The sequence below is a fragment of the Zhihengliuella alba genome, assembly GCF_039538765.1.
Classification (GTDB): domain Bacteria; phylum Actinomycetota; class Actinomycetes; order Actinomycetales; family Micrococcaceae; genus Zhihengliuella; species Zhihengliuella alba.
Genome location: NZ_BAABCJ010000001.1, coordinates 300,065 through 313,180 on the forward strand (window position 1 = coordinate 300,065; position 13,116 = coordinate 313,180).

The window sequence follows — 13,116 nt, forward strand, 5'->3', positions numbered from 1 at the left end:
CCGTGGGCGAGCAGAGCGGAACCGGCTTCCTCACCGCCGAGGGCGCCGACGTCTCGACGGCGGCCAGCATCGGCGACGGCTCGAAGATCTGGCACCTCGCGCAGGTGCGCGAGGACGCCGTCCTGGGCGAGAACTGCATCATCGGCCGCGGTGCCTACGTGGGCACCGGCGTGGTGATGGGGGACAACTGCAAGGTCCAGAACTACGCGCTGGTCTACGAGCCGGCGCAGCTCGGCGACGGGGTCTTCATCGGCCCCGCCGTCGTCCTGACGAACGACACCTACCCGCGGGCGATCAACGCCGACGGGACCCAGAAGTCCGCGGCGGACTGGGAGGCGGTCGGCGTCACCATCGGCCGCGGCGCCTCCATCGGCGCGCGCTCCGTCTGCGTGGCCCCGGTCCGGATCGGGCGGTGGGCGCTCGTGGCCGCCGGGTCCGTCGTGACCCGCGACGTGCCGGACCATGCACTCGTCGCCGGGGTCCCGGCCCGCCGGATCGGGTGGGTGGGCACCACCGGGCGCAAGCTCGAGCAGCGAGCCGGGGACCGCGAGGACCGTTGGGTGTGCCCGGACACCGGTGAGCTCTACCGCCAGGATGGCGACGTACTCGTGAAGGAAGAGGAGACTCCATGACTGATTTCATCCCGCCGGCGAAGCCGATCATCGGGGACGAGGAGCGGGCGGCGGTGGACCGGGTGCTGCGCAGCGGTATGGTCGCGCAGGGCCCTGAGGTCGCCGCGTTCGAGGAGGAGTTCGCCCGCGAGCTCGTCCAGGGCCGGGACTGCGTGGCCGTGAACTCGGGCACCTCGGGTCTGCACCTGGGCCTGCTCGCGGCCGGCATCGGGCCGGGCGACGAGGTCATCGTCCCGGCGTTCACGTTCGCTGCGACCGGGAACTCGGTGGCGCTCACGGGGGCGACGCCGGTCTTCGCGGACATCGACCCGGAGACCTACACGCTGGATCCCGCGCACGTGGAGTCCCTGGTCGGTGCGCGGACGAAGGCGATCATGCCGGTGCACCTGTACGGGCACCCGGCGCGGATGGACGAGCTGGCCGCGATCGCGCAGAAGCACTCGCTGCTGGTCTTCGAGGACGCCGCGCAGGCCCACGGGGCCAAGCTCGGCGGCCGGTCCGTGGGCACGTTCGGCACGTTCGCGATGTTCAGCCTGTACCCGACGAAGAACATGACCAGCGGCGAGGGCGGCATGGTCTCGGTGGACTCCGAGGAGATGCGCCGGCGGATGCGCCTGCTGCGCAACCAGGGCATGGAGACCCAGTACCAGAACGAGCTCATCGGGTTCAACAACCGGATGACCGACATCCATGCCGCGATCGGCCGGGTCCAGCTGACCAAGGTCGCCGGGTGGACGGCCCAGCGCCAGGCGAATGCGGCGTTCCTGGACGCGAACCTGCAGCACGTGCGGACCCCGGTGGTCCTCGACGGCGCCGAGCACGTCTACCACCAGTACACCGTGGCCCTGCCGGAGGCGCTCGCCCCGGCCCGGGCCTCGATCCTGGCCCGGCTGAAGGACGAGTTCGGGATCGGCACGGGCGTGTACTACCCGGTGCCGACCAACGAGCTGCCCTCCTTCGCCAGGACGGGCGGCGACTCCGCCGTGGACCTGCCGAACACGCGCGCCGCGACGGCCTCCGTGTTCTCCCTGCCGGTGCACCCGTCCCTGTCCCCGGCGGACCTGGAGCGGATCGTCGAGGCCGTGAACACCGTCACCGCGGAGGCCGGCGCATGAGCGGCGGCACCAGCACCACCATCAGCACCGAGGCAGGCGGCGCCGGGCACCGGGTGATCCGCACGGGCCTGATCGGCCTGGGCATGATGGGCCGGCACCACGCCCGGGTGATGCGCACCATCGAGGGGACCGAGCTCGTCGCCGTGGCCGATCCCTACGGGGACAAGCACGGCGCGGCCGCCGGCCTGCCCCTCTACGAGACGGTCGAGCAGCTCATCGAGCACGGCGTCGACGCGGTCATGTGCGCCGTGCCGACCGGCCTGCACGAGGAGGTCGGCATGAAGCTCGCCGCCGCCGGGGTGCACGTGATGGTCGAGAAGCCCATCGCGGAGAATGCGACCGCCGGGGCCCGCCTCGTCGAGGCCTTCGAGTCCGCCGGCCTCGTCGGCGCCGTCGGGCACATCGAGCGGTTCAACCCCGCCCTGCAGCAGCTGCGCTCCCGGATCGCCGCCGGCGAGCTCGGGGACATCTACCAGGTCGCCACCCGCCGGCAGGGGCCCTTCCCGTCCCGGATCGCCGACGTCGGAGTCGTCAAGGACCTCGGCACCCACGACATCGACCTCACCGCCTGGATCGCCCAGTCCCCGTACGCCGACGTGAACGCGAAGACCTACACCGCCTCCGGACGCCCCCACGAGGACATGATCGTCGCCACCGGCCGCCTGGCCTCCGGGGTCATCACGAACCACATCGTCAACTGGCTCTCGCCGATGAAGGAACGCCTGACCATCGTCACCGGCGAACGCGGAGCGTTCGTCGCCGACACCGTCACCGCGGACCTGACCTTCTACGAGAACGGCAGCGTCCCCCACGAATGGGACGCGCTCTCCGCCTTCCGCGGCGTCTCCGAGGGCAACGTCACCCGCTACGCCTTCGCCAAGGCCGAACCGCTCAAGACCGAGCACGAGGCCTTCCGCGACGCCATCCGCGGCACCGGCACCGGCCACGTCTCCATGCGCGAGGGCCTCGACACCCTCCGCGTCGCCGAGGCCATGCTCGAATCCGCCCGCACCGACCAGAGCATCCAGCTATGACCCCGCAGCTGCCAGGACCGATCCGCCGCAACGGCCGGCAGCTGGCCGGGGCCGTGGGCCGCGCCGCGCGCCGGCTCCCCAAGCCGGTCAAGACCGCCGGACGCGAGATGTTCGAGCTGGTGCCGGACTCCCAGCTGAAGCGCCGCCTGGACCGCGCCCTGCGCGGTGCCTCCCCGGCCCGCCGGAGGAGCGCGCGCGGCACCGCGTTCTCGGACGCGCACGTCCCGCTCGTCAACCGCGGCAGCACCTACACGGCGGGGGAGGTCTCCACCTACCTCCAGCTCGAGGCGGCCCACCTGCGCCGGCGGCTGTTCGCCGAGCAGACGCTCGCCCGGGCCGCCGAGGGCGCAGTCCCCGCCGACGCCGGGCAGGACGAGGCCAGCCGCGAGCTGGTGGACGAGTACCTGGAGGTCGCCGGCCCCGAGGACGATCCGGCCGCGGGCACGCACCTCGTCGTCGTCAACGTCTACCCGAGCATCGGCAACGAGTACGGCAACGGGTTCGTCCACCGCCGCATCAAGTACTATCTCGAGGCGGGCGCCCAGGTCCACGTCGTCGTGATCGGCCCGGAGACCGAGCCGTCCGTGTACACGTACGACGGCGTCGCGGTCATCACCGGCGACGGCGCCGAGGCGCGGGAGCTGCTGCGCCGGCGCACCTATCGCAGCGTCAGCGCCCACTTCATGGGCCGCTACATCTGGGACCAGCTCAAAGACGGCCTCAAGGGCCAGGCGTTCTACTGCTTCATGCACGGGTTCGAGTCGCGTCGCTGGATCCGCACCCTCTACAACTACCGGACGCCGGACCAGGTCGACGCCGCGATCGCGGACACCGTCGACCGGCAGGGCCTCTGGCGCGAGGTCCTGGCGCACCCGTGGGGTCCGGTCAAATTCGTCTTCGTCTCCGACTGGTGGCGTCGCGCCTCCCAGGAGGACATGGAGCTCGTCTACCCGGCCTCCCGCTACGAGGTGGTCCACAACGTCATCGAGACCAAGCTCTTCCGCTACCTTCCGAAGGACCCGGAGCAGCGCTTCAAGCTGCTCTGGGTGCGCTCGGCCAGCAACCTCAACTACGGCAGCGACATCGCCGTCGACGTCCTGAAGAAGCTCCGCGAGACGGAGTACTGGGACCGCATCGAGGCCCGGATCATCGGCGACGGGCGGCACTTCGGCGGCTTCGAGTCCGCATTCGAGGAGGACCCGAACGTCACGGTCGAGCGGCGCTTCGCCTCCCAGGACGAGATCGCCCTGCTGCACCGGGACTACGGTGTCTTCCTGGTCCCCAGCCGCCTGGACTCCCAGGGCGTCTCCCGCGACGAGGCCATGGCCAGCGGCCTCGTCCCCGTCACCAACACCGTCAGCGCGATCCCCGAGTTCGTCGACGAGGACTGCGCCGTGCTCGCCCCGGCAGAGGACGCGGACGCCATGGTCGCGGGCCTGGTCCGGCTGTTCGAGGACCCGGACCGCTTCCTGCGGATGTCCGCCGCAGCAGCCGAGCGCGTCGCCCGCCAGAGTGGCCCCGAGGCCACCATCGGCAAGGAGCTGCGCCTGCTCGGGATCACCGGACAGGACGACGGCGCCGTCAGCGAAGGGAGCCAGTCATGAAGATCCTCCTGCTCACGTCCGGGATGAGCCCGGCCGAGGCGCTGTGGGTCGACGTGCTCGACGACGCGGGCCACACCGTCGACGTGTTCGACACCCGCAGCGCCCAGTGGCTGCGCCGCCGTGCCTACCACCCGGCCAAGGTCGTCCCCGAGTGGGTGCGCACCTGGAGCTACCGCAGCACCGGCAACGCGCTCAACAGCTTCTACCAGCTCCTCGTCGACGGCGGCGAGTACGACGACGTCGTCGCCTCCGGCCTGGCCGCCGGTGGCGCGATGGCGCGGCACTGCGAGCGCGCCTTCACCCCGTTGCTGTGGCGCGGCGACCTCGACTTCTCCTCGGCCCGCCCTGTCCTCGCCGAGGACTTCGCCGCCCTGACCAGCGCGACCGGCCGGATCCTCCTGGAGGACGAGTACGAGTTCGACAAGGCGCTGGCCAAGGGCTCCAACAGCGCGCACCTCCTGCACGTGCAACGGCCCGTCGGCAGCCTGCGGCCGCTGCTGGGACCGGGCGCCGCCGCGTCGGCCGAGGGCCCGCGGGTCGCGGTGCTCCACCCCGAGGGGATGCCCGAGGCCCGGGTGGACGCCTACCGCGCCATGCTCGACGCTGTCGCGGAACGTCACGGGGGAACGGCCGAGGCGGTCTCGGCCGCCTCCCTGTACCGCCTGCGCGACGCACAGCGGAACCGTCGGTTCGACGACATCGCAAGCACGCGGCTGGCCGGCTTCACCCACGCCGTGCTCATCGGCGTCTCCCGGGACCACAGCACACTCGCCGACGCGCTCCTGGCACCACAGACGCGCGACCGGTTCATCGTCGAGGACACCATCGGCATGGGCTACTGGGCCGATCGGGCCGGATTCGAGCGGACCGGCCGCGGCGCCCGGATGGGGGAGCTCCTGGACGGGATGCTCGGGTCCGCCGAGAGCGCCGCCGGGGGCGGGGCGCCCGCGGCGGTCGCCTCCGCCGCCGACGTCGACCCGATGGTCGCGCTCCGGCGGACCATGGAGCGGCCCGTGCCGCGACTGCACGAGGAACTGCGCGCCCTCGAGTCGGAGGGCCCGCTGGACGTGTTCTTCTCGACCTCCCCGCTGGAGGACCGCACCAACGGCGCGCGCCCGCAGCGCGTCCGGAACATGGCCGAGGCCCTCGACGAGCGCGGTCCCGCCGTGCGCGTCTACTCGACGCCGAAGGTCTTCGAGCGCCGGACCGACCTCATCTTCCGGCTGCTCCGCGAGGGACGGCCGGCGGGTCTGCTCTACGGCGAGAACTCGACGTCGCCCATTCCGTTCGACACCACACTGGACGGACTCGAGCGCCTGTTCGCGGCCTTCCGCGCGGCCGGCGGACGGAGCGCCTGGTTCGTCCGCGATCTGCACTGGCTCGAGAAGGACGCCGACTTCCTCGACGATCCCGAGCGCAAACAGGAGTTCGTCGAGCGCGGGCTCCGCGAGCTCTCGATCGCCGGACACGGGACGGACCTGCTGCTGGCGCCCTGCGAGGCCTCGGCCGAGGGCTTCAAGGGCATGCTGGCCGGGCACGACGACACGGAGTACCGCTGGGCGGCCATGCCCCCGGCGGTCGCCGCGGCCAACGCCGTGAGACCGCACGCCAGCGTCTCGGAGACGACCACGCTGCTCTATGCCGGCGGCGTCGGATCGTTCTACGCGATGGACAGCTACCTGCGCGCGATCATCTCCCTGCCGGCCGACCGCTTCCGCTTCGACTTCCTCGTCCGCCCGGCGGAGGTCGAGAACCTGGTCCGGTTCCTGGCCGCGCACGGCCTCGAGGACGACCCGCGGGTCTCGATCACGACGGACGAGCTGGATGTCTACACGCCCCGGGACGGTGCCACCATCGGCACGGTGCTGCTGGACAGCGAGTACGCGCGCTTCGCCTTCCCGTACAAGACCGTCAGCATGCTGGAGAAGGGCTTCCCGCTGCTGACCTACCGGGACATGGCGATCGCGGAGTTCGTCGAGTCAAACGGGATCGGAGCCGTCTGCGAGCGGTCCGCCGCCTCCGTGGCCGAGACCCTCGAGACCATGAGCCGGCACGATTACACGGACGCGATCCGCAGCGCGCGCGTCACCGAGAGCTGGACGGCCCGGATCGACCGGCTGGAGAGCCTTCTGAGCGCCGTGCGGAACGACGCCGTAGGGAAGGACCGGGAGCCGGCGTCCCGCTCCTGAACGGCTAGGTGCGCGGACGGCGGGCCGGCCGCATTGAGCCGGTGCCGCCGCCGGCGCCCGCCGCCCGGTGGTCGCTGATCAGTCCCGTGCGGTCAGCAGAGCGGGGTCGGTCAGCAGAGGACGGCCGAGCGGTCAGGGCGTGCCGAGGGCGCGGCTGAGCCGGGTCAGGAACTCCTGCCGGTGGACTCGCTCCACATAGTCGAGTGCCGCAGCCCGGCGGTCCTGCGCGGCCGCCTGGTCCGCGAGATCGGCGACCGCCCGCAGCACCGTCTGTTGGAGGGCGTCCAGGTCGGTGACGAGCAGGGGAGCGGTGCGGGCCAGATCCTCCCGGAGCGGATGCGGCGTCCCGCCGACCACCGTGAGCCCGTGGGCCCATGCCATGACGGCGACCGGGGACGGCTCCCCGGAGGCCAGCGCGTCGACGAGCACCGTGCGGCCGCCGATCGACTCCAGCAGCGCCTGGGGCACCGCGGACCCGGGCGTGAAGGCGGGCAGCTCGACGACGTGGCACCCCTCGGTCCGCCAGGCCGCCGACGCCTCCGCGAGACGCCGGTTCTCGGCGGTCGAACGGCGGACGCCGGCGATCAGGACACGGGCCGCTCCGTCGGCGACGTCCGGTCCGGAGCCCGGCGCCCTCGACGCGGAGGGATCGTCGGCTGCGGGATCGTCCGCTGCGGACCACCCGGAGGTCGCGGACCACGCGCGGGGTGCCGGATAGGGAAGCCAGACGGCTTCCGGGAACTGGCGGGCTGCTAGTTCGCCCCAGGTCAGGACGGGCCACTGTCCGTGCCGCAGGCCCTCGCGGGTGCGAGCGGTCTGCTGGTCGTAGCGGGTTGCGCCGGCACCGTCGAGCTCGACCAGTGGGTGGGCCGGGTGCGCCGCGCGCAGCCTGGCCCGGGCGTAGAGGGCGTCTGGATCCAGGATGGCGGCCGTGCGGGCACCCAGCGCCTCCAGGACCAGTCGCTCGGCCAGCGGTGAGCCGGCGTGCCCATTGAGTGCGGGGAGCGCGTCGCCGAGGACCACGGATCGCGTTCCGCGGGCGATCTCGGCGACGACGGCGGCGGCCTCGGGCAGGCCATCGAGCTGGCCGTGCAGGTCGGCCCGTTCCGGGGCGGCGGGCCGCGCGATCGACGCGAACGGCGGACGGCTCTGGGCGTCGGCGGAGTCGTCGGTGGAGTCGTCGGCGGGGTCGCCGGCGAGATCGGCGGCGACCGTGAGGACCGTCCGGACCCCGGGCGTGGCCGGTCCGACGACGAGGCACCGCGGCGGCGGGACGTCCCCGGCCGGCGCCTCGGCACTGGCGGTGGCGCCGTCGTCGGCATCCCTCGCGTCGCTGGCGGCGCCGGTCGCGTGGACTGGGTCGCTGGCGGCGCCGGTCGCGTGGACCCGGTGGAGCCCGCTCCAGACCGCTTGCAGGACGGGCTCGCTGCCCTCCCAGGTGTGCCCGCGGACGAAGTCCTCGGTCAGCCGCTCCCGGTACCGGCCCGCGCCGTCGAGCGCCTCGGAGACCGCCCGGGCCAGATCCTCGGGATCGGCGGGGCGGTGCACCGTGCCGATGCCGTGCTCGCGGACGAAGGAGGCCTGCGCGGCGAGGTCGGAGACCACCGGCGGCAGGCCGGACTGGATGTACTCGCGGATCTTGGTCGGGAGCGCGGCCTCGTGCGCGGTGGTCGGATGCAGGGGGCTCAGCCCCACGGTGGCGGAGGACGCGTACCAAGTGACATGGCGGGCGGGGACGTAGTCGTGGAGGTGCACGCGGTCTGCGACACCCAGCTCGGCCGCCGCGGCGCGCAGGCGTTCGCGCAGCCGGGGGTCCCGGTTCGCGACGAACGCCAGGTGGACGCCCGGCAGGTGCGCCAGGGCCGCGACGGCGTCGAGGATGCCGCGCGACTCGGAGAGCTTCCCGACGTACACGAGCAGCGGGGTCGCGGCGTCGAGTCCGCATTCCTCGCGCAGCGTGCGGCGGTCGGCCGGTTCCATCGGGTGGCGTCCGGCGGAGGGTGCGTTGACCACCACGGCGGGGCGTTCCGGCAGCCGGTGCCGGCGCTGCATGCGGTCTGCGAGCTCGTCGGAGACGGAGATGACGGCATCGGCACGGCGGATCGTGTCGCGCTCTGCGGCCAGCCATGCCGCGCGGGCCGCCGGGCCGCCGGCGAAGTGGACGCCGGGGAGCCACTCGTGGGCGTCGTACACCCAGCGGACCGGGCGTCCCTGCTCGGCGCGCCAGGCCGCGTACGTGTCGGCCGCGGGCAGCGGGTGCCGGTCATGCACGTGGACGAGATCCGGCTCGAGCGCCACGAGAGCCCGGAGGAACGCCTCCTCGTAGTCCTCGATCTGCGGCCACAGCCGGCGGTAGCGGCCCCCGCCGAGGGGCCCGGCCCGGCCCGTGAGCGCGTCGGCGGTCAACGCCCTCCGCGCTGCCAGGGCCGCTCGAGTCAGCGGCGCGCTCGTCGCAGCGGGCCGGCGGTGCCGGCGCTCGACGGCGTCCGCATCGACGTCGTCCTCGCCGAGCATGGCCCCGAGCAGTCGCGACCGCCAGGCGTTGGAGGCGGAACCGAACGCGACCTCGGCCTGGTGGCGGATGGTCCGTTCGAACGGGATGGCGAGGCGGTAGACCGGGATGTCCTCGTGCGCGCCGAAGGAAGTCACGGTCCGGTTCCGCTCGCCGACGATCGTGACGCGGTAGCCGGCCTTCACGGCGCTCTCGGCGGACTTGAGGACCCGCGAGTCCCCGACCACCAGGTTGCCGACCAGCATCGCCATGTGGGGGCGCTGCCCGTGGGTCATCCGTTGCTCCTCATCCCGTGTGCGGTGAATGGGCGGTGTCAGCCGAGCAGGGCGCCGACGAACTGCTCCACCACGACGTCCGTCGCGTAGCGGGCGCGGCAGTAGGCTGCGGCCTCCGTGACCGCGGCGGCGTGGACCTCCGGGTCGCGCAGCGGCAGGATCGACTCGGCCAGTTCGGCGGCGTCGGCCGCCAGCCACTGCTGCGGGTAGAGCAGGTCGCTGCCCGGCCACGCGATGGAGCGGGGTACGGCCCCGCGCACGGCGCCGTCGGGGAGCGTGAAGTGGAAGGACTCGAAGTCGCTGGTGGAGAGCGCCACGCCCATCTCGGCGTACCAGGGGTCCAGGTCCGCGCTGTACCCGTCCCAGTGGACCGCACCGCGGAGCAACCGCGACTGCTCGATCCGGCGGTACTGCTCCTGGAAGTAGGCCTGCTCGGTGGAGCGCTCGCGGAACCACGCGTAGTCGGTCGGACGGTAGCCCTTCAGGTGCAGCACGTAGTCCGGGTCGACGGCGCGCAGCTCCTCGAGCAGGTCCAGCGCCGTCGCCAGGCCCTTGCGGGCCGGGGTTACCCCGACCATGCCGATCCGGTGCGGGTCGCCCAGGGCGGCCTGCTCCGGGACACGCACGGCGTTCGTGATGGTGCTGGACTTCACGCGTGCCCAGCCGAAGTGCCGGTTCGCCTCGCGGCGGACGTGCTCGCCCACGAAGATCATGTGCCGGTCGCCCTCGAACCCGATGTGGCGGGGGAAGTCGGTGAGGATCTCCTGCAGGTGGAAGCGGGTGACCACACGGGTGGAGGCCGGGACGTTCCGGGTGAACCACACGGCGTTGCCGAGCGCCCATTCGCACCAGACCACGTCGACGTCGGCCGCCAGCTGCCGGGAGCGGTCGGTCCGGTGGCGGTTGTGCCCCTCCCACTGGTCCACGAGGACCTCGTGTCCGCCCGCCTCGAGCGCGGCGACGATCTCGTGTGTGAACTTCAGATCGTGCCCGGCCAGCAGGATCCGCCGGGACTCGCGCACCAGTGCGCGCGGCGGACCGTCGGCCTCGGCAGACCCGGCCGCGCTCGACGCGTTCTGCTCGTCGGCCGGCGACGCCCCCGGGCCGGCCGTGTCCCCGTCGTCCCCGCCGGGGGCCGACGAGGGGCCGGCGGTCGCGGTGGACAGCTCCCGAAGGACATCGAGGCGCGTGCGGCGACGCTGGGCACCCCAGGGGCCGCCGCCGTAGCCGGGCTCGTCCCGGTAGCGCGGCTGCGGCACCGGCCGCGCGCCCGGGACGACGCGGCGGACCGGGACGCCGGCCAGCCGCGAGGCGAGGATCCACGGCGCCAGCCGTTCCTCGTCGCCGTCGTGGGCTGCCCACACGGCCGCGCAGGAGTTCAGCAGGGCCAGATACTGCCCGGCGGTGGGCTGGGGTACGCGCAGGACGCGCGAGCCACGCGGCAGTTCAGGCGGCGTCGGGATGTCGGAGCCGTCCACGGAGACGAGGACGAAGAACCGGGCCCGCTCCGCCGCCGGGAGCGCCGGGGGGCGTCCCGCTGCGGCGAGGAGGAGGACCACGCTGTTGCGGGCGTCCGCCCGCAGGACAGGTCCCAGCCGCCACGCCTCGGTCAGGGGCAGGAAATAGGAGACCGGGTCGTCCACGTCGGCGACGGCGCGCCTGTCGCGGGGCCCGAAGGCGGGCCAGGCGCTCTCCGGGATGCTCTCCCGCCATGCCGGCATCGCGGCGCGCAGCGCCAGCAGCGTGGCGCGGTCCGTGGCGCGGTCCTTCGCGCGCAGGGCGCGGGCCCGGCCGGCGCGGGCGATCTTCCGGACGCCGGCGGGCAAGTGGGCGGCGTTGGGCCGGGCCACTACGGGCTCCACACGACTTCGGTCCTGACCAGCTGCTTCTTGAGTGCGTCCCGCTGCTGGCGGGGGCGCTTGACCCGTCCGCGGCCCATCTGGCCGGCGTAGGAGTTGTACTGCTCGGTGACTTCCGCCGGATCGCCGTCCATGATCAGCTCGCCGCGCTCGATCCAGAGCACCCGGCTGCACATCTCCCGGATGGTGCCGAGGGAGTGGCTGACCAGGAAGACGCAGCCGGCCTGGCCGCGCAGGGAGTCCAGGTGCTGGCGGGTCTTCTCCCGGAACTGGGCGTCACCGGTGTTGAGGGCCTCGTCGATGATGAGGATGTCCGGGTCGATCGACGTGGCGATCGCGAACTGCAGGCGCGCGGACATGCCCGAGGAGTAGGACTTCAGGGGCAGGTGGATCGAGTCCTGCAGTCCGGCGAGGGCGATGATGCTCTCCCGCTTCGCCTCGAGCTGCTTCCGCGTCATGCCCATGGCCAGGCAGCCGAGCGTGATGTTGTCGTTGCCGGAGATCTGCGGCTGCAGGGCCGCGTTGACGCCGAGCATGACGGGCGTGCTGGTCGCGTGCACGGTGCCGCTCGTCGGATTGATCTGGCCGGTCAGGATCTTCATCAGCGTGGACTTGCCGGAGCCGTTGGTCCCGATGACGCCGACGCTCTCGCCCCGGTGCGCCACGAACGTGAGTTCCTTGAGGGCGTGCACGTCCACCGTGGTGGTCCCGATGAAGTCCTGCGCGCGGCGGCGGAGCGTGCGTCGGGCGTCGTCCTCCTTGGCCCGGACCTTGTAGGTCATGGACACGTGGTCGACGACGACGGCGACGTCGCGGTCCAGGCCCGGCGCGTCGCTCCGGGCGGCGTCCTCGGTGACGCCCTGCTCGAGGTTCTGCTCCGTCATGCCGCTAGGCCCTTTCCTGGTTGTAGGACTCTTCGGCCTTCCAGAAGGCGATCGATCCGACGATCAACAGGACGATGGTCCACACGCCGAGCACGGTCCAGCGCTCGAGGCCCGGGACGTTCCCGTAGAGCAGGATGTCGCGCGTGATGTCCAGGACGCAGAAGAGCGGGTTCAGCTGCATCGCCTGGTAGATCGCGGGATTGTTCTCGAAGCGCTCCAGCGAGAAGAAGACGCAGGAGAGGTAGAGCCAGATGCGGGTGCCGAAGGAGATCAGGTTCACCACGTCGGGGAACCGGGTCACGATCCGGCACAGCAGCAGGCTGAGGCCCAGGTTGAAGAGGAACTGGACGATCACCACCGGGACGATGAGCAACCACAGCCAGGTGATCTCCTCCAGCGGCGGGATGGCCAGGATCAGGACCATCATGGTGGCGATGACGATGACCTGGGACATCAACTCGCGGACGTTCACCGCCAGCGGCAGCGTGGCGCGGGGGAAATTGAACGCGCGCATCATCGACTGGTTGTTGTTCAGGGCCCGGGCGCCCTGGGTGATCGCGCCCGTCGTGAACCGGAACATGAATGTCCCGATGATCAGGTAGGCGATGAAGTTCGGGATCTTGTCGCCCGTGTTCAGCAAGAGGCCGAAGACGAAGAAGTACGTGGCGCCGTTGAGGATCGGGTTCAGGACCAGCCAGATCCGGCCCAGGGCGTCGTCGCTGTTGCCGGTGGCGATGCGGGAGCGGGAGTCGAAGTGGATGAACGAGCGGAACTGCCAGATCTGGCGAACGTACTCGAAGAATCCGGGCCGGGCGCCGACCTTGACGAGACCCTGGGGTGAGACCCGGACCCGTTTGATGCCGCCGATCGGCGTGACCTGTTCCGTCATGTGCTCGCTGACGCCTTTCGCTTGTGTGCTCGTTCTACTTTAGAGCCTCACAAGGTCCGCTGAGTCGGAGGACTCGCGCGCAGGCGGAGGAGTCCGTCACAACCTGAGAAAGGACTGAGCCGA

9 protein-coding genes are annotated in these 13,116 nt (G+C 72.1%); 5 read left to right on the forward strand and 4 right to left on the reverse strand.

What is annotated here, in order from left to right; all coding sequences use genetic code 11:
- Positions 1–2: 2 nt before the first annotated feature.
- From ABD784_RS01340 to ABD784_RS01360, 5 genes are read left to right on the forward strand one after another with little or no spacing between them, the layout of a single operon-like run.
- Complete coding sequence (locus ABD784_RS01340) at positions 3–632, forward strand: acyltransferase (RefSeq protein WP_344878856.1); 630 nt, start codon at positions 3–5, stop codon at positions 630–632.
- Positions 629–1,747, forward strand: a complete 1,119-nt coding sequence (locus ABD784_RS01345) for a DegT/DnrJ/EryC1/StrS family aminotransferase (RefSeq protein ID WP_344878859.1) — start codon at positions 629–631, stop codon at positions 1,745–1,747. The genes ABD784_RS01340 and ABD784_RS01345 overlap by 4 nt, the downstream gene beginning before the upstream one ends.
- Positions 1,744–2,781 (forward strand): Gfo/Idh/MocA family oxidoreductase, encoded by a 1,038-nt coding sequence (locus ABD784_RS01350; RefSeq protein ID WP_344878862.1) that lies wholly within the window; start codon positions 1,744–1,746, stop codon positions 2,779–2,781. Before ABD784_RS01345 ends, ABD784_RS01350 begins: the two co-directional genes overlap by 4 nt.
- The gene (locus tag ABD784_RS01355; protein ID WP_344878865.1) at positions 2,778–4,385 is read left to right on the forward strand and encodes a glycosyltransferase family 4 protein; all 1,608 of its coding nucleotides are present in this window, start codon (positions 2,778–2,780) and stop codon (positions 4,383–4,385) included. Before ABD784_RS01350 ends, ABD784_RS01355 begins: the two co-directional genes overlap by 4 nt.
- A complete protein-coding gene (locus ABD784_RS01360) occupies positions 4,382–6,574 on the forward strand; it encodes a hypothetical protein (RefSeq protein WP_344878868.1) in 2,193 nt (730 codons plus the stop codon). Before ABD784_RS01355 ends, ABD784_RS01360 begins: the two co-directional genes overlap by 4 nt.
- Positions 6,575–6,706: 132 nt before the next feature.
- Here the strand turns inward: ABD784_RS01360 and ABD784_RS01365 are convergent, their stop codons facing one another.
- The 4 genes from ABD784_RS01365 to ABD784_RS01380 are packed head-to-tail and all read right to left on the reverse strand — an operon-like array spanning position 6,707 to position 12,993.
- Positions 6,707–9,361: a glycosyltransferase gene (locus tag ABD784_RS01365; protein WP_344878871.1), complete on the reverse strand. Its 2,655-nt coding sequence runs from the start codon at positions 9,359–9,361 to the stop codon at positions 6,707–6,709.
- 38 nt (positions 9,362–9,399) lie between these two features.
- Complete coding sequence (locus ABD784_RS01370) at positions 9,400–11,211, reverse strand: glycosyltransferase family protein (protein ID WP_344878873.1); 1,812 nt, start codon at positions 11,209–11,211, stop codon at positions 9,400–9,402.
- Positions 11,211–12,104 carry an ABC transporter ATP-binding protein gene (locus ABD784_RS01375; protein WP_344878876.1) on the reverse strand — a complete coding sequence of 298 codons (894 nt, stop codon included), beginning with the start codon at positions 12,102–12,104 and terminating at the stop codon, positions 11,211–11,213. The genes ABD784_RS01370 and ABD784_RS01375 overlap by 1 nt, the downstream gene beginning before the upstream one ends.
- 4 nt (positions 12,105–12,108) lie before the next feature.
- The gene (locus ABD784_RS01380; protein WP_344878879.1) at positions 12,109–12,993 is read right to left on the reverse strand and encodes an ABC transporter permease; all 885 of its coding nucleotides are present in this window, start codon (positions 12,991–12,993) and stop codon (positions 12,109–12,111) included.
- Positions 12,994–13,116: the final 123 nt, after the last annotated feature.

Excerpts from the sequence above, each read along its gene's own strand:
- ABD784_RS01355 (WP_344878865.1), top strand. The coding sequence starts at position 2,778 with ATGACCCCGCAGCTGCCAGGACCGATCCGCCGCAACGGCCGGCAGCTG.
- ABD784_RS01365 (WP_344878871.1), bottom strand. The coding sequence starts at position 9,361 with ATGACCCACGGGCAGCGCCCCCACATGGCGATGCTGGTCGGCAACCTG.
- ABD784_RS01345 (WP_344878859.1), top strand. The coding sequence starts at position 629 with ATGACTGATTTCATCCCGCCGGCGAAGCCGATCATCGGGGACGAGGAG.
- ABD784_RS01350 (WP_344878862.1), top strand. The coding sequence starts at position 1,744 with ATGAGCGGCGGCACCAGCACCACCATCAGCACCGAGGCAGGCGGCGCC.
- ABD784_RS01380 (WP_344878879.1), bottom strand. The coding sequence starts at position 12,993 with ATGACGGAACAGGTCACGCCGATCGGCGGCATCAAACGGGTCCGGGTC.
- ABD784_RS01375 (WP_344878876.1), bottom strand. The coding sequence starts at position 12,104 with ATGACGGAGCAGAACCTCGAGCAGGGCGTCACCGAGGACGCCGCCCGG.
- ABD784_RS01360 (WP_344878868.1), top strand. The coding sequence starts at position 4,382 with ATGAAGATCCTCCTGCTCACGTCCGGGATGAGCCCGGCCGAGGCGCTG.